Source organism: Sphingobium fluviale (assembly GCF_004122115.1).
Lineage (GTDB): Bacteria > Pseudomonadota > Alphaproteobacteria > Sphingomonadales > Sphingomonadaceae > Sphingobium > Sphingobium fluviale.
In genome coordinates, this window is sequence record NZ_SBKP01000004.1 from 21,066 (window position 1) to 41,059 (window position 19,994).

The following is a 19,994-nucleotide window of genomic DNA, read 5'->3' on the forward strand; positions in this document are numbered from 1 at the left end:
GCCTCATAAACGCGTCCTTTCCTCACATGGTAAAGGGCGCGTTTACCATAAGGTAAGACAAGTTCGCGATACTGGCCCGCGTCGACAGTGGGAACCCTAAATGGCCAAAATCAAAGGTACCAGCGGATCAGGGAAGGCGAAAGCGGCGGCAGGCGCGGAGCAGAAGGCTCAGGCGGCAGCTCCCGCCGCGCCCGATGGCGTGGTCGATGCGCCCGGCGGCGCGGCTGTCATTTCCGTGGGAACCGCCAATTATGGGGCGGCCAAGGTCGTTAACCTCTCGGCGGATGACAAGGCCGAGCTGGGTATTCCCTTCGCACCCTTCAAGACCGAAATCGTCGATATTGACGTAGTTTTGATCTTCGCGGACGGCAGCAAGATCATCATTCCCGGCATGGCGCTCGCCGCCTTTTCAGGCCGCAAGCCGATACTGCTGTTCACCGACAAGGAAATCAGCGCGGATCAGGCCGTTTCGACAGTGGGTGAGATCAAGGAGCAGGTCGCCCCGATCAAGCTCGCTCTTTCCTCTGCCAATGCTGAGGAGGAAACCGACGCAAAAAAGGATGGTGACAAGCCGGAGGATGCTGGCGGCATCCAGCCTGCCGATTCCTCTGCCACGCAGGCCGCGCAGGCTTCCGAGGCTGAGCAGCAGCGCAAAAATGACGAACAGAGTGCGCGCCTCAATGAAAAGATCAGTAATACCCTTGCCTCTGCAAGTGCGCCTCCGGGCGTGCCTTCGGCGAAAGCGGTGGAGCCCAATGCTGACGACGCCATCGGCCCGGCAGGCATCGGCAAGCTGGTGCCCAAGCTCACCTTCACACTCTACAACAAGGAGGGCGTGAGCACCGGCACCGAGAATGGCGTCACGACGCTCAAGGGATCGACCGGCGGCCCATCCAGCTCTACCAACGCCCGCTTTGCCGCGCAGTCCGCCAAGGAAACGATCACCGGCACCGCCGCGCGCGATGTGATCTATGCCGATAATCCCGCTCAGGCGCCAGGCGGCGCGACTCTGCGCACGCTGCATGTCGAGGCGATGGTGCCTGCCAAGAACCTGCAGCTCAACGAGATCACGATCCCGTCGCTGCCCGCGGGCTATTCGATCGCCAATGCGGTGCTCACGCCCAAGGGCTGGGTGGTCGATGTCGCGGCGGGAGATATTCAGAAGGTCACGACCCATATCGACCCCAATACCGGCCAGACGGTAAACTACCCTGCCAACCAGTCGCACTTCACCTTTGACCTGCAACTGATCTACACTGTGCCAGACCCTTCAACGCCGACAGCGGGTGGTTTTCAGGACCAGTTCTTCCTGCCCGCGCAGCTGGGTCTCTCCTCCAATGGCGGCCCCACCGTCAACGCGGTGGAGGTCTCGACCGCGTTCGGCATCAAGATCGTCACATCAGACGCGGACATGACCGTCATCAACCCGGTGACGGGGGAGCCGGTCTATGTGCTTTTTTCCAACCCGCCCGGCAACATCATCAATGCAGGCGATGGCGATGACACCATCATTGCGGGCATCGGCGCAGACGATATTGACGGCGGCAACGGCCATGATGTCGTCAGCTATCAGACATCGGTGCGCGGCGTGGACGCGAACCTTGGCACTGGCGTGGGTCTGGGCGGCACGGCGGAGGGAGATCGCTATACAAATGTCGAGGGGTTGAAAGGCTCTGCCCATGACGACAGGCTGACCGGTGACGCCAACGACAACAGCTTTGATGGTGGCGCGGGCGCAGACCGTATCGACGGCGGCGCAGGACAGGACAGCGTTGACTATAGCAACGCTATCGACCCAGCCACTCAGGGTACGCAGGGCGTGGAGATATTCCTCGACGGCACCGCCTCCCATGGCGGGCAGGCCGAGGGCGATATCCTCAGCAACATCGAGATCGTGATCGGCACGAGCCGCGACGACAGGCTGCATGGCGGCGCGGGCAACGAAACGCTGAACGCAGGCGCAGGCAACGACCAGCTGTTCGGTAGCGCGGGAGCGGACACGCTCGATGGCGGTGCGGGGCGCGATGTCGCGGATTACTCCGGCTCGGCAAGCGGCGTTACCGTGTCGCTCGATGGCACGGCGGGCAGCGGCGGCGATGCGCAGGGCGACGTGCTCAGCAATATCGAGGATCTGGTCGGTTCCGCGCATGACGACACGCTGACCGGCAATGCTCAGGACAACCTCATCGTCGGCGGCGCGGGCGCGGACCGGGTGGATGGTGGCGCGGGGACCGATACGGTCGATTTCACCAGCTCCGGCGTGGGCGTTACCGTCTATCTCGATGGGCGCGCAGGCATTGGCGGGGATGCGCTTGGAGACACCTATTTCAACGTGGAAACGTTGATCGGGTCGGCCTTTGCCGACCGGCTTGTTGGAGCTGTTGGATCGCAGACGCTGAACGGCGGCCTCGGCAACGATGTGCTTGAGGGCGGCGCGGGCGCGGACACGCTCGACGGCGGCGACGGGTTCGACATCGCGAGCTATGCGGGCGCGGCGAACGGCGTGATCGTGGCGCTGGATGGCTCGCAACTGGGCGGCGGCGACCCTGTTGGCGACGTCTTCATCAATATCGAGGGGCTGGAAGGCTCGCTGTTCGACGACGTGCTGATCGGCACGGCGGGCAACGACACGCTGCTCGGCAATGACGGCGACGATACCCTTGTCGGCCTTGGCGGCAACAGCTTCCTAGGCGGCGGCGATTATCTGGACGGCGGCGCGGGTTTCGACACGGTTGACCTCTCCGCATCGCTGTTCGGCGTTACGGTCTATCTTGACGGGCGCACCGGCATCGGCGGCGATGCGCAGGGTGACACGCTGGTCAGCATCGAGCATGTGATCGCCTCGGCGCAGGACGACGTGCTCGTCGGCGGCGCGGGCGACGAATGGCTGGAAGGCCGCGCGGGCGACGATACGCTGATCGGTGGCGCGGGCGCGGATATCCTCCACGGTGGCACCGGCCTCGACACGGCGGACTATAGCGGCTCGCTCTCTGCCGTCACGGTCGCGCTCGATGGCTCGCTGGGCATCGGCGGCGATGCCGCAGGCGATCAGCTTTCCGGCATCGAGCGGCTGGTCGGATCGGCCTTCAACGATAGCCTGACGGGCGATGATCAGGACAATATCCTGCGCGGCGGCGATGGCGACGACACGCTCGTCGGCGCGCTGGGCGCGGACACGCTGATGGGCGAAGCGGGCTTCGACACCGCCGATTATTCGGCGGCGCAAGGTGCCATCACCGTGCGGCTTAACGGCAATGCCTCGACCGGCGATGTGGCCGAGGGCGACCGCCTTTCGGGCATCGAGCGGGTCATCGGCGGCGCTTATGCCGATACGCTGCTGGGCGATTCTGCGGATAATGTGCTGGATGGCGGCGCGGGTGACGACACGTTGCGCGGCGGGCTGGGCGCGGACAGCCTCATCGGCGGCGCGGGCGCGGACACGGCGGACTATTCCGACGCGGTGCAGGGCGTCACCGTCAGCCTCGCCAGCGGCACGGGCACCGGCGGCAGCGCGCAGGGCGATACGCTCTCCGGCATCGAAAACCTCTCCGGCTCCAACTATGGCGACATGCTGACCGGCGATGCGGGCGTCAACACGCTGTCGGGCGGCGCGGGCGACGATACGCTGGCGGGTGGCGCGGGCGCGGACTTGCTCGATGGCGGCGTCGGCGCGGATGTGGCGGATTATTCCAGCTCGGCCAGCGCCGTGCAGGTCGCGCTCGATGGATCGGCGGGCCAGGGCGGCGATGCGCAGGGCGATGTGCTCGTCAACATCGAGGGGCTGACCGGCTCGGCGTTCGACGATACGCTGACCGGCAATGATCTTGCCAACCGTCTGGATGGCGGCACGGGCGACGATGTGCTGCGCGGCGGACTGGGTTCGGACCAGCTTAGCGGCGGCGCGGGTTTCGACACGGCGGACTATTCGCAATCCGCCACCGCCGTCATCATCGCGAATGACGGCAGCGTCGGGCTGGGCGGAGACGCGCAGGGCGACACATTGTCGGGCATAGAGCGAATCATCGGTTCGGGTTTCGATGACCGGATCAGCGGCGGCGCGGGCGCCGACACGCTCGATGGCGGCGCGGGCACCGACATCGCGGATTACAGCAACTCCGCCAGCGGCATTGTCGCGGGGCTGGATGGCCGCGCCAATACCGGTGGAGACGCGGCGGGCGACACTTATGCCAATATCGAGGGGCTGTCCGGCTCTGCCTTTGCCGATACGCTCTACGGCTCCGCAGCCGACGACATCTTGCGCGGTCAGGGCGGCAACGACACGTTGGTCGGCTCTGCGGGCGCGGACGCGATGGAGGGCGGCACCGGCTTCGACACCGCCGATTATTCCGCTTCGGCCAGCGCCGTCACCGTCGATCTTTCGACGGGCAGCGCGGCGGGCGGCGATGCGGCAGGAGACATACTCTCCGGCGTGGAGCGCGTCATCGGCTCGGCCTTTGACGACAGCCTGACCGGCGGCGCGACCGACGACGTGCTGGAAGGCGGCGCGGGCGATGATGTGCTTGCCGGGCGGCTGGGCGCGGATGTGCTTGACGGCGGCGCGGGCTTCGACACGGCGGACTATACTGCGTCCGCCACCGGCATATCTCTGACGCTCGATGGCTCGCTGGGCATCGGTGGCGATGCGGCGGGCGACCAGGTGCTGAATGTTGAGCATATCATCGGCTCGACCTATGACGACAGCATCACCGGCGTCGGCGCTAACGAATTTATCGAGGGCGGCGGCGGGGACGACACGATCTCCGGCAATGGCGGCGACGACATCCTCACCGGCGGCGCGGGCAATGACCGGCTTTCGGGCGGCGCGGGCGTCGACACGCTTCAGGGCGGCAGCGGCGACGACATATTGGAAGGCGGCGCGGGCGCAGACATCATCGACGGCGGATCGGGCGTCGATATCGCGGATTATACCGGCTCCGCTGCGGGCGTGACGATCGGGCTGGATGGCTCGGCAGGCATCGGCGGCGATGCGCAGGGCGACCAGCTCACCAATATCGAGGCGCTGCGCGGCTCCGGCTTTGCCGATACGCTCACCGGCGGCAACCTTGCCGACCAGATCGAGGGTGGCGCGGGCGATGACGTGATCATCGGCGGCGCGGGCGCGGATACGCTGCTCGGCGGATCGGGCAATGACAGCATCGAGGGCGGCGCAGGCGGCGACCTGATAGACGGCGGCACCGGCATCGACACGGCGGACTATAGCGCTTCGGCAAGCGGCGTGACCGTATCGCTGGATGGCTCGGCGGGCCTTGGCGGCCATGCGACCGGCGATACGCTGCTCAATATCGAGCGCGTGATCGGCACCGGCGCGGCGGACCATATCATAGGCGCGGCGGCCGACGAGGAGCTTTACGGCGCGGGCGGCGACGACGTGCTCGAAGGGCGGGCGGGCGCGGACCTGCTCGACGGCGGCGCGGGCATCGACACCGCCGATTATTCCAGCTCGGCGCTGGCGGTCACGGTCGATCTCGCCAGCGGCACCGGCACCGGCGGCGATGCGCAGGGCGATACGCTGGTCGGCATCGAGAATCTGCTGGGTTCGTCCGGCGCGGATACTTTGCTCGGCGCGGCGACCGACGATGTGATCGACGGCGGCGCGGGCGACGATACGCTGGTTGGCCGGGCGGGCGCGGACACGCTGATCGGCGGCGCGGGCAACGATACCTTGGATGGCGGCGCGGGTGCGGACAGCCTCGATGGCGGCGCGGGCTTCGACACGGTCGATTATTCCAGCTCCAGCGTGGCGGTGGCCGTGGGCCTCGATGGCTCGGTCGGCATCGGCGGCGACGCGCAGGGCGATGTGATGACGAGCATTGAGCGGCTCGTCGGCTCCGTCTTCAACGACACGCTGACCGGCGGCGTTTTGAACGATCAGCTTGAAGGCGGCGCGGGCGACGATAGCATTGCGGGTGGCCTCGGCAACGATACGCTGCTCGGCGGCGCGGGCGACGATACGCTCGCGGGCGGAGCGGGCGCGGATGTGATCGACGGCGGCGCAGGCGTCGATACGGTCGACTATTCCAGCTCCACCGTCGCGGTGACGATCCACCTCGATGGCACGGTCAGCTCTGGCGGAGACGCCACCGGCGACCAGCTCACCAACATCGAAAACCTCACCGCCACCAGCTTTGACGACACGATCACCGGCGCGGCGGGCAATGAAGTGATCCGCGCGGGCGCGGGCGACGACGTGGTGGCGGGCGGCGCGGGCGACGACACGCTGTATGGCGAGGGCGGCGACGATATCTTAGAGGGCGGCCTCGGCGCGGATGCGCTGATCGGCGGCAACGGCAACGACACCGCCAGCTATGCCAATGCATCTGCAGGCGTCGCAGTCTCGCTCGATGGCACGGCGGGCACCGGCGGAGAAGCGCTGGGCGACACACTTTCCGGCATCGAAAATCTCGAAGGTTCCGCCTTTGCCGATACGCTGGGCGGCGGCACCGGCACCGAGACGATCCATGGTGGCGCGGGCAACGACCGCCTGCTGGGCAGCCAGGGCGCGGACGTGCTCGATGGCGGCGCGGGGCAGGACATTGTGGATTACTCCGCCTCCGCCAGCGCCGTGACGGTGACGCTCGATGGCTCGACCGGCATCGGCGGCGACGCGGCGGGCGACCAATATACCAGTATCGAGGGCGTGACTGGATCGAGCCTGGACGACCAGCTGAACGGCGGCGCGGCGGCGGACGTGATCGACGGCGGTGCGGGCAATGACGTGATCACCGGCGGCGGCGGAGACGACACGCTGCTCGGCAATGCGGGCAATGACCAGATCGATGGCGGCGCGGGCGCGGACCTGATCGACGGTGGCGCAGGGATAGATACGGTCGATTATTCGTCCTCCACTTCCGGCGTCAACGTCTCGGTCGATGGATCGGCCTCCACCGGCGGCGCGGCGCAGGGCGACCAGCTCCTCAACATCGAAAACCTGATCGGTTCGGCCTATGACGACGTGCTGCTCGGCACGGCGGCGGCGGATACCATCACCGGCGGCGCGGGCAATGATGTGCTCGGCGGGCGCGGCGGCGCGGACGTATTGCTCGGCGGATCGGGATTTGACACTGCGGACTATTCCGATGCCACCTCGGCCATCGCCGTCAGCCTTGCCACCAATAGCGGCAGTCTAGGCGATGCGGCGGGCGACACGCTTTCCAGCATAGAGCGCATCGTCGGCTCTGCCTTTGACGACAGCATCACCGGCTCTACCGCCGTCGATACGCTGGAAGGCGGCGCGGGCAATGACACGATCGACGCGGGATCGGGCGACGATATCCTGCTCGGCGGGGCGGGCAACGACAGCCTCGTTGGCGGCTCCGGCGCGGACCAGATCGACGGTGGCGCGGGGACCGACACTGCCGACTATTCGGCATCCGGCGTTGCGGTGCAGGTGCGCCTCGATGGCGTAGCAAGTTCGGGCGGCGACGCGCAGGGCGATATCCTCACCAACGTCGAGGCGGTGCTCGGCTCTGCCTATGACGATACATTGACAGGCGGCGCGGGCGATGACCAGTTGCGCGGCGGCGCGGGCGACGACAGCTTGATCGGCGGCTCGGGCGCGGACTTGTTTGACGGCGGCGCGGGTGTGGATACGGCGGACTATCGCCTCGCCACGGCGGGCGTGACGCTCAACCTGACCACGGGTGGCACCGGCGGCGAGGCGGCGGGCGACAGCTTCACCAACATCGAGATTGTCGAAGGCTCCGGCTTTGCCGACTCGATCACCGGCGGCGCGAGCGCGGACGATCTGCGCGGCAATGCGGGTGACGACTTTATCGACGGCGGCGCGGGTGCGGATATCCTCACCGGCGGCATCGGCGACGATGTGCTGCGCGGCGGCGCAGGCGCGGACCAGCTGATCGGCGGCGCAGGGCTGGACGCAGCGGATTACACCTCGTCAGCCTCGGCAGTGGCGATCAACCTAGATGGCTCGCTCTCCGCAGGCGGCGATGCGGCGGGAGACACGCTCTCCAGCATTGAGCGGGTGATCGGCTCCGGCTTTGACGACACCCTCACCGGCACGGCGGCCAACGAGGTGCTGGAAGGCGCGGGCGGCAATGACGCGCTCTATGGCGGTGGCGGGTCAGACATGCTCGATGGCGGCGCGGGCAACGATCTGCTCAATGGCGGCGCGGGCGCGGATGTGCTGATCGGTGGTGCGGGCTTCGACACCGTGGATTATTCCGGCTCAGCCAGCGCAGTGACGGTGCGCCTGGATGGCACCCCATCGTCGGGCGGCGATGCGGCGGGCGACAGCCTGTCCGGCATCGAGGGCGTGATAGGCTCGGCCAATGACGACCTGCTGTTTGGCGGCACCGCCAACGATATGCTCGATGGCGCGAGCGGCAATGACCAGATCTCCGGCGGCGCGGGAGACGACAGCCTGATCGGCGGATCGGGCGACGACATATTGGAAGGAGGCGCGGGCGCGGATGCGCTCGATGGTGGTGCGGGCAATGACACCGCAAGCTATGCCAATGCGACGGCGGGCGTCGCCGTATCGCTTGGCGGCGCAGCGGGCACCGGCGGCGAGGCGCTGGGCGATACGCTGATCAACATCGAGAACCTGATCGGTTCCGACTATGCCGATACGCTCGGCGGCGGCGCGGGCGGCGAGACGATCTCTGCTGGCGCGGGCGACGACACATTGCTGGGCAGCGCGGGCGCAGACGTGCTTGACGGCGGCGCTGGCATCGACACCGTGAGCTACGCCGTCTCCGGCGCAGGCGTCACCGCCTATCTCGATGGGCGCGCAGGCTCTGGCGGCGATGCCTCTGGCGACACTTACGCCAACATCGAGCAGCTAACCGGCTCCGGCTTCAACGACACCCTGATCGGCAACTTCACCGATGACAGGATCGACGGCGGCGCGGGCGACGACCAGATCGATGGCGCGGGGGGCGACGACACGCTGCTCGGCGGCGCTGGCAATGACCTGATCCACGGCGGCGACGGCGCGGACAGCATCGACGGCGGCGCGGGCATCGATACCGTCAGCTATGACGACTCGACCAGCGGCGTCACCGCGCGGCTGGACGGGATTGCGGGTAGCGGCGGCACCGCGCTGGGCGATGTGCTGAGCAATGTCGAGACGCTGCAAGGCTCGATCTATGCCGACACGCTGATCGGCGATGCGAGTGCCAACACGCTGCATGGCGGCGATGGCGACGATACCCTCATCGGCGGCGCGGGCGCGGATGCCCTTGTCGGCGGCAATGATTTCGATACGGCGGATTATTCGACCTCTGCTGCGGGCGTCACCGTGGGCGTGGACGGCTCCGTCGGCAGCGGCGGAGACGCGACGGGCGATACGCTCTCCGGCATCGAGCGGATCATCGGCTCGGCGCTGGCCGACACTTTGTCTGGCGGTATCGGAATCGAAACTCTCGATGGCGGCGCGGGCAACGATACGCTGAAGGGCAGCCTCGGCGCGGATACGCTGATCGGCGGCGCGGGGACGGATACGGCGGATTACAGCGCGTCCTCGGCTGGCGTGACGGTGGCGCTGGACGGCACATTCGGCTCCAGCGGCGATGCGGCGGGCGACACGCTCAGCGGCATCGAGCAGATCACCGGCTCGGCCTTTGCCGATACGCTCGGCGGATCTGCGGGCAATGACGCCCTGAATGGCGGCGCAGGCGATGACATGCTGACCAGCAGCGCGGGCGCGGATGCTTATGACGGCGGCGCAGGCATCGATACGGTGAGCTTCGCCGCCGCCACGGCTGGCGTTACGGTCAATCTCGTGACCGGCACCGGCGCGGGCGGCGAGGCGGCTGGCGACACATTCACCAATATCGAGCGCATCATTGGCTCCGATTATGCGGATAGCCTCACCGGCGGCAATGCGGACGAAATCCTCGAAGGCGGGCTGGGCGACGATACGCTGTCGGGCGGTGCCGGGGCAGACACACTCGACGGTGGCGCAGGGGATGACCTGCTGACGGGCGGCGCGGGTGCCGATACTCTCACCGGCGGCGCGGGCTTTGACACGGCGGATTATTCCGCCTCTGCCGCTGCCGTCCAGCTCGTCCTCGATGGATCGAGCGCATCGGGCGGCGATGCCGCGGGCGATACTCTGAGCGGCATCGAGCGGGTAATCGGCTCTGCCTTCAACGACGACATCGCGGGCGGCTCTGCGGGTGAAACGCTGGAAGGCGGCGCGGGCAACGATATTCTAACCGGCAATGGCGGCGGCGATACGCTGCTTGGCGGCGCGGGCAATGATACGCTGGCGGGCGGTGCGGGCGCGGATGCGCTTGATGGCGGCGCGGGCACCGATACGGCGGATTACAGCGCATCGGTCCTCGGCGTAACCATCAACCTTGCCGCTGGCACCGGCTCCGGCGGCGATGCGGCGGGCGATACGCTCGCCAACATCGAACGCGTGCTGGGTTCGGGCAACAACGATACGCTCACCGGCAGCGCCAATGCCGACATATTGCTCGGCCAGGGCAATGACGACGTGATCGACGGCGGCGCGGGCAACGACACGATCGACGGCGGATCGGGCGACGATACGCTTTCGGGCGGCGCAGGCGCGGACGCCATCGACGGCGGCACCGGCATCGACACCGTGACCTACGCCACCTCTTCAGCCGGCGTCACTATATCGCTCTCCGGCGGCGCAGGGACTGGCGGCGATGCGGCGGGTGACACGATCAGCAACGCCGAAACTCTCGAAGGCTCTGCCTTTGCCGATACGCTGGGCGGGCGCGCGAGCGCGGATACGCTGCTCGGAGGCGGTGGCAACGACACTCTGCTGGGCAGCACCGGCGCGGACGTTCTGGATGGCGGCGCGGGCACCGACACCGCCGATTATTCCGCCTCGGCCAGCGCCGTTACGGTCTATCTCGATGGCTCGGTCTCGGTCGGCGGCGATGCGGCAGGCGACACGCTCACCAGCATCGAGCGGGTGCTCGGCTCGGCGGGCAACGACGCGCTCTATGGCACCGGCAATGCCGATACGCTGGAGGGCAATGGCGGCAACGATACGCTGACGGGTGATCTGGGCAACGATACGTTGCTCGGCGGCGCGGGGAACGACCTGCTGATCGGTGGCGCGGGTGCGGATACGTTAGACGGCGGCGCAGGCACGGACAAGGTGAGCTATGCCTCGTCCGCCAGCGCGGTGAATGCGGGCCTCGATGGCGCGGCGCAGACCGGCGGCGATGCGGCGGGCGACACCATAACCAACGTCGAGACACTGGAAGGCTCTGACCATGACGACACGCTACGTGGCGGCACCGGTGCGGAAAGCCTGATCGGCGGGCTGGGCAACGACAGCCTGATGGGCAGCCTCGGCGCAGATGCGCTGGATGGCGGCGCGGGCACCGATACGGCGGATTATTCCTCCTCCACCTCGGCGGTCAGCATCGGGCTCAATGGCTCGGCAGGCACCGGTGGCTATGCGGCAGGCGATACGCTCTCGAACATCGAAGCCATCATCGGTTCGGCCTTTGCCGATACGCTTTCCGGTGCGGGTGGCAATGATACGCTCTCCGGCGGCGCGGGCGACGACACGCTCTCCGGCGGCAATGGGGATGACACGCTGTCTGGCGGCACCGGCAATGACAGCCTGACCGGCGGCGCGGGCGCGGATGTGATGGATGGCGGCGCGGGCACCGATACCGCCGATTATACCGGCTCGGTCGCTTCCGTAGTGGTGAACTTGAACGGCCTTGCCTCTTCCGGCGGCGATGCGGCGGGCGACATGCTCTCGAACATCGAGATCGTGCGCGGCTCGGCGCAGGGCGACATCATCACCGGCGGCGCGGCGGACGAGCAGCTCTATGGCAATGGCGGCGCGGATACCCTGATCGGCGGCGCGGGCGTGGACCTGCTCGATGGCGGCACCGGCACCGATACGGCGGATTATTCTTCCGCCACTGCCGCTGTCACGATCGCGCTCGATGGCTCGGCAGGCAGCGGCGCGGAGGCGGCGGGCGACACTATCGCCAATGTCGAACGGCTCATTGGCTCCGGCTTCAACGACACGCTAGGCGGATCGGCTGGGGATGACACCATCCTCGGCGGCGCGGGCAATGACGCTATCTCCGGCGGCGCGGGCAATGATGCCCTCTCTGGCGAAGCGGGCGACGATACGCTGGTAGGCGGCGCGGGCGCAGATATATTCGACGGCGGATCGGGCTTTGACACGGCGGACTATTCCGGCGCGCTGGCTGCCGTCACCGTCTATCTTGATGGCACGACGGGTTCGGGCAGCGATGCGGCGGGCGATGTGCTGACCAGCATCGAGCAACTGCTCGGCTCCGGCTTTGACGACCGGCTGACTGGCGGCAACGCGACCGAGACGATCCGGGGCGGCGCGGGCAACGACATTATCTTCGGCGCGAACGGCGATGATTCGCTCTATGGCGAGGCGGGCAACGACACGCTGACCGGCGGGCTGGGTGCGGACCTGATCGACGGTGGCGCGGGCACCGATACCGCCAGCTATTCCAGCTCGCTCGCGGGCGTGACGGTCTATCTTGATGGCACCGTCTCTGTCGGCGGTGACGCAGACGGCGACATCCTCACCAGCATCGAAACACTGATCGGTTCCTCCTTCGCGGACACGCTCTATGGCTCCACTGGGGCGGACACAATCAGCGCGGGCGCGGGCGACGACATTCTCTACTCCAGCAATGGCGCGGACGTGCTGACCGGTGGCACCGGCTTCGATATTGTGGATTATTCCAACAATGCCGCCGCCGTCACGGTGCGCATGGATGGCGTTGCGTCGTCCGGCGGCTTTGCGCAGGGCGATGTGCTGACCGAGATCGAGCAGGTGATCGGCACCACGCTAGACGATAGCATCGCCGGCTCCGCCAATGCCGATACGATCCTCGGCAACGACGGCAACGACACGCTCTCCGGTGGGGCAGGCAACGACACGCTGCTGGGCGGGAACGGCAATGATACGCTGATCGGCGGGACTGGTTCTGACGCGCTCGATGGCGGCGCGGGAACCGATACCGCCGATTATTCTGGCGCGGCCACCGGCATCGCTGTGCGCATGGATGGCGTCGGCGGTTCGGGCGGCGAGGCGTTGGGCGATGTGCTGACCAGCATTGAGACGGTGATCGGCTCCGGCTTTGCCGACACGATTGAGGGCAGCTTTGGCGCGGACACCGTGCAGGGCGGCGCGGGCGATGACAGCATCGACGGCAAGGCGGGCGACGACACCCTCCAGGGCGGCGCGGGCAACGACACGCTGACCGGCGGCGCGGGCGCGGATGCGCTCGATGGCGGAACCGGCACCGATATTGCGGACTATTCCGCCTCCACCAGCGCAGTCACCGTCTATCTCGACGGCACGGCGGGCAGTGGCGGCGATGCCGCGGGCGACACTCTCGCCAATATCGAGAGCGTCAAGGGTTCGGCCTATGCCGACACGCTCTATGGCTCCACCGGGGCGGACACGCAGGACGGCCAGGGCGGCGACGATACGCTGATGGGCAGCGCCGGGGCCGATGCTCTCATCGGCGGCACGGGTGTGGACACGGTTGACTATAGCGCGTCCGCCTCCGCCATCGCGGTAGACCTCAATGCCGGCACCGGTTCTGCGGGCGACGCGGCGGGCGACACATATTCCAGCATAGAGCGGATCGTAGGCTCTGGGTTGGCTGACGCCATCACCGGCAGCGCCAACGCCGATACCCTCGAAGGCGGCGCAGGCGATGACACGATTGACGGCGGCGCGGGCGCGGACACATTGCTGGGCGGCGCGGGCAACGATACGCTCATTGGCGGTTCGGGCAGCGACATCATCGACGGCGGCGCGGGCACCGACACGGCGGACTATTCCGCCTCCACCACCGGCGTCACCGTCTATATCGACGGCGTCAACCAGGGCCAGGGCGGCACCGCCACCGGCGACGTGCTGAGCAATATCGAGCGCGTGATCGGCTCGGCCTTTGGCGACGTGCTTTATGGCACCACCGGCAACGAAACCTTGCAGGCAGGCGCGGGCAATGACGTGATCGAGGGCGGTGCCGGGGCCGACGTGATCGACGGCGGCGCGGGCACCGACACCGCATCTTATGCCAACGCCACGGCAGGGGTAACGGCAAGCCTCGCCACCAACAGCGGCACCGGCGGAGACGCCAATGGCGATACGTTCACGGGCATCGAAGGGCTGACCGGCTCGGCCTTTGACGACACGCTCTCCGGCGGATCGGGCGCGGAGACGCTGGATGGCGGCGCGGGCAACGATACGCTGGTGGCGAGCGCGGGCGCAGATGTGCTCATCGGCGGCGCTGGTTTCGATACGGCGGATTATAGCGGCGCTGCGGCGGGCGTTACCGTCAACCTCGATGGCTCTGCAGGCAGCGGCGACATTGCGGCGGGCGATACGCTGACCGGCATCGAATCGGTCATCGGCTCAGGCTTTGCGGACACGATCACCGGCACCTTCTCCAACGACACGCTTTATGGGCGCGGCGGCGACGACACGCTGCTCGGCGGCACCGGCAGCGACACGCTCTATGGCGAGGCGGGCAACGACACGCTGCAGGGCGGCGGCGGCGCTGACGTGATGGATGGCGGCGCGGGCACAGATACCGTGAGCTATTCCGCATCCAGCGCGGCGGTGACGATCGACCTTTCGGCAGGCACCGCGACCGGCGGCGACGCGACCGGCGACACCTTCACCAATGTCGAGCAGTTCGTCGGCTCGCGCCTCGGCGATACGATGATCGGCGGCACCGGCGCGGATAATTTCGACGGCTTCGACGGCGACGACACGTTGCGCGGCGGCGCGGGCGACGACACGCTGGCTGGCGGGATCGGCAATGACTTCATCGAGGGCGGCGCGGGCGCGGACAGCATAAGCGGCGGCGCGGGCACCGACACCGCAGACTATAGCGCCTCGGCGAGCGCGGTGACGATCCGCACCGCAGGCACATCGAGCGGCGGCGACGCGGCGGGCGACGTGCTTTCGGGCATCGAGGCGGTGATCGGCTCTGCCTATAATGACCAGTTCGAGGGTTCTGCCGCAGACGAAGACTTCACAGGCGGCGCGGGCAACGACAGCTTCATCGTCAGCGGCGGGGCAGACATTTATCGCGGCGACGCGGGCACCGACACGGTCGACTATTCCACCTCCGCCTCCAACGGCATGAAGATCTATATGGATGGCAGCTTCGGCACCGGCGGCGATGCCGCGGGCGACCGGCTGTTCAATGTCGAGATTGTCATCGGCTCCGCGCAGGGCGACGAGATCACCGCTGGCGCGACCGGATCGACCATTCAGGCGGGCGCGGGCAACGACATCCTCCACGGCGGCGACGGCGCGGACACATTGGATGGCGGCGCGAATGACGACACCATCTCCTCCGGCCTCGGTGCGGATACTATCATCGGCGGCAGCGGCACCGATACGGCGGACTACAAGCTCTCCACCGCTGGCGTCACCATCGCCAACGATGGCACGGCGGGCGTCGGCGGCTGGGCGCAGGGCGACGTGCTTTCCGGCATAGAGCGCATCGAAGGCTCTCAAAATTATGACGACGTGCTGCGCGGCGGCGTGTCTGGCTCTACCGTGCTGTGGGGCTGGGGCGGCAATGACAGCTTCGTGAGCTTCGCCCAGGCGGACAGCATCGACGGCGGCACCGGCACCGACACGATCGACTATTCCGGCTCGCTTTCGGGCGTGACGGTGCGGCTGGATGGCACGGCGTCGTCCGGCGGCGATGCTGCGGGCGACACGATCCTCAATGTCGAGCATGTCATCGGTTCCGGCCAGGGCGACACCATCTATGGCACCGGCGTCAACGAGACGCTGGAAGGCATGGCGGGCAACGACACGCTGGTCGGCGGTGCTGGGGCGGATGTATTGGATGGCGGCGCAGGCTTCGACACGGCGGACTACAGCTCTGCTGGCGGCATCGTCGTGCGCATGGACGGGCTGGCCGGAACTGCGGGCGAGGCGAATGGCGATGTGCTGATCAGCATCGAGCAGGTGATCGGTTCCTCGCTGGCGGATATCATCATCGGTTCGACTGGTGCAGATACGATCGTCGGCGGCGACGGCGACGACATCTTCCGGCCGGATCTGGGCGCGGATACGCTCGACGGCGGCAATGGCAACGACACGGTCGACTATTCTTCCTCCGGCAGCGCGCTCACCGTCAACCTCACCAACGCGGCGCTCTCCACCGGCCTTGCGCAGGGCGACACCTATACCTCGATCGAGACGTTCATCCTCTCCGGCCTCAACGACAGCTTCACCGGCGATGCCAATGCGCAGACCATTCAGGCAGGTGCGGGCAACGACACAATCAATGCGGGCGACGGCGACGACAATCTTCAGGGCGGCGCGGGTAACGATACGCTGATCGGCGGCGCGGGCGCGGACAGCATAGACGGCGGCGCGGGCACCGATGTCGTGGATTACAGCGCTTCGTCCGCCGCGATCAGCATCAATCTCGGCACCGGCACAGGCAACACCGGCGGCGATGCGGAAGGCGACATCTTCGTCGGCGGTACGATCGAGAACGCCATCGGTTCCGCCAATGACGATACGATCATCGGGTCCACCGGCGTCAACACTCTACAGGGCGGCGCGGGCAACGACAGCATCGAGGGCGGCGCGGGTGCGGACGTGATGGATGGCGGCGCGGGCACCGATACTGCCAGCTATGCCAATGCCACAGGCTCCGTCACGGTCAGCCTGACGAGCGGCACCGGCACCGTTGGCCATGCCAGCGGCGACACGCTCGCAAACTTCGAGAATCTGCGCGGCTCCATCTATGCCGATACGCTAACCGGTAGCACCGGCATCAACACCATCTGGGGCGGCATCGGATCAGACGTCATCAGCGGCGGCGCGGGCGACGACTTCCTCTATGGCGAGGATGGCGACGACACCGTAGAGGGCGGCGCAGGCGCGGACACGATGGACGGCGGCCTGGGCAGCAACACGCTCACTTATGCCAATTCGACCAGCGGCGTCACTGTCAACCTCGGCACCAGCACAGGCAGCGGCGGCGATGCGACGGGCGACATATTCTCGAACTTCGTCGGCCTCACCGGCTCTGGCCAGAATGACAGCCTGACGGGCGATGCCAACGGCAACTTCATCCAGGGCAATGCGGGCAACGACACTCTCGATGGCGGCGCGGGCAACGACACGCTTTATGGCGGCACCGGCAACGACATCATCATGGGCGGCGCGGGCAACGACGTGAACCGGGGCGACGCGGGCACCGACACGATCGACTATTCGCTGAGCACGTCTGGCGTGACCGTCAACCTCTCCGGCGGCACTGGCAGCGGCGGCGACGCGCAGGGCGACACCTATAACACTATCGAGAATATCACCGGCTCTGCCAACGGCGACTCGCTGACCGGCGACGGCAACGCCAACGTGATCGACGGCGGCAATGGCGACGACAACATCTCCGGCGCTGGGGGCAACGACACGATCCAAGGCGGCGCAGGCAACGATACGATTACCGGCGGCGCGGGCGCGGATATCCTCGACGGCGGCACCGGCACCAACACTTTGTTCTTCGGCACCAACTTCGGCAACCTCGCCTCCGTTTCCGCCTCGGCGGGCGTCACCATCAACCTTGATGGCGTGACGCTGGGCATAGGCTGGGATGCGGCGGGAGACCGCTATAGCAATTTCCAGAACGTCTACCTCACCAACCTTGCAGACACCGCCACCGGCACTGCCGCGAACGAGTGGTTCCGTGGGCTTGGCGGAGCGGATACGATCAACGGCGGCGGCGGCACTGACACCGCATCCTATTATGGCAGCGCGTCTGTTTCCATCGGCCTTGACGGCACGGCAGGCACCGGCGGCGAGGCGGCGGGCGACCGGCTGACCAATATCGAGGTGCTGCAAGGCTCGGCCAATGATGACACCCTCTGGGGCCATACCGGCGCGGAAACGCTCTATGGCATGGAGGGAGCGGATACGCTGCGCGGCGGCGCGGGCGCGGACGTGCTCGATGGCGGAACTGGCAATGACACCGCCGACTACAGCCTCTCCGCCAGCGCGGTGACGGTCAACCTGCTGACTGGTGCAGGCAGCGGCGGGGACGCGGCGGGCGACAGCTATGTCAGCATCGAGAACGTGACCGGCAGCGCGGGCAACGACTTCATCTATGGCGACGCCAATGCCAACGTCATCAACGGCAACGCGGGCAACGATTATATTCGCGGTGGCGCAGGCGCGGACACGATCAACGGCGGCTCCGGCACGGACACGGTGGATTATTCCGACTCGACCGCCGCAGTCACCATCAACCTCGATGGCAGCGCGTCTGCGGGCGGCTATGCGCAGGGCGACATCGTCCTCGCGGTCGAGGGTGTGATCGGTTCCGATTATGACGACACGATCAACGGCTCAACCGGCGGCGAGACCCTCTCCGGTGGCAACGGCAATGATATAATCAACGGCAACTCCGGCGATGACATCATCACCGGCGGCGCGGGCAACGACACGATCACCGGCGGCACCGGCGCGGACAATATCGACGGCGGCACCGGAACCGACTCGCTGAGCTATGCGGCCTCCACCGCAGGCGTCACCGTCTATCTTGACGGTGTGACGATGGGTAGCGGCGGCGATGCGCTGGGCGATTTCGTCACTGGCATCGAAACGCTGACCGGCTCCGGCCTCAACGACACGCTCTATGGCCACACTGGCGCAGAGAGCATCTTTGGCGGTGCGGGCAATGACGTTCTTATCGGCGGCGCGGGCGCGGACACGCTCGACGGCGGCACCGGCACGGACAGCGTCTCCTACATCACTGCCACGGTCGCCATCAGCGCCAGCTTCGCCAGCGGATCGCTGGTGGTGAGCGGTGGCGGCGGCGACGCGACCGGCGACGTGTTCGTCTCGATCGAGGGTGTGATCGGTACGACCCTTGCCGATACCTTCACCGGTGGCAGCGGCGCGGAGAGCATGGACGGCGGCGCAGGCAACGACCTGTTCTATGGCAGCACGGGCGCTGACACCCTCACCGGCGGCGCGGGCACGGATACGCTCGATTATTCCGCGTCTTCAGCGGGCATCACGCTGGATCTCAACGGCGGCAGCTCCAGCGGCGGCGACGCGGCGGGCGATATCGTCACCGGGTTCGAGGTAGTCTACGGATCCGGCCAGGCAGACAGCATCACCGGCTCGGCCTCCGCCGAAACGCTTTACGGCCAGGGCGGCAACGATACGCTGATCGGCGGCGGCGGCGCGGATGTGCTGGATGGCGGATCGGGCACCGACACCGCGAGCTATGCCAGCGCGACCTCTGCCGTCACCGCAAACCTCGGCAATGCCGCGCTCAACACGGGCGATGCGGGCGGAGACAGCTATGTCGGCATCGAGAACCTGACCGGAAGCGGCTTCAACGACAATCTGACAGGCGATGGCAACGCCAACAGCATCGACGGCGGCGCAGGCAATGACAGGCTCGTCGGCGGCGGCGGGGCGGATACGCTCATCGGCGGCAGCGGAACCGACACCGCGGACTACAGCGCCTCTGCGAGCGCGGTGACGCTCAACCTCTCGACCGCCACCGGCACCGGCAGCAGCGGCGACGCCAACGGCGATACGCTGACCGGGATCGAGGCCGTTACCGGCAGCTCCGGCAATGACAGCTTCACGCTGGGCCTTTCCAGCGGCTGGAGTGTCGATGGCGGCGCTGGCACGGATACCGTCTCGATCGCGGCCAACAGCGGCGCGCTCAATCAGGCGAGCCTCACCGGCATATTGAGCCATGTCGAAACCATCGACTTCAGCGCCAGCAACGTGATCGCGAACCTGACGATGGACTCGAATGTGATCCAGACGCTGGTCGGTGCTGGCAACAGCTCCGTCCTCACCGTCGATATCGATGGCAACGACACTCTGGCGATCAGCGGCGGGGCTTTCTACAATCAGGTCGGCAACGATTACTTCTTCTACAGCGACGCCGGGCTAACCAACCAGACCGCCAAGCTTTCCGTTATCTGATCGTCTGATCCGT

Annotated in this window: 1 protein-coding gene; it reads left to right on the forward strand. The window is 67.0% G+C overall.

Annotated features, from left to right (window positions below):
- The first annotated feature begins 100 nt into the window (after positions 1-100).
- Positions 101-19,981, forward strand: coding sequence for a calcium-binding protein (locus tag EQG66_RS05775; protein WP_129403650.1), 19,881 nt, complete (start codon positions 101-103; stop codon positions 19,979-19,981).
- Positions 19,982-19,994: the final 13 nt, after the last annotated feature.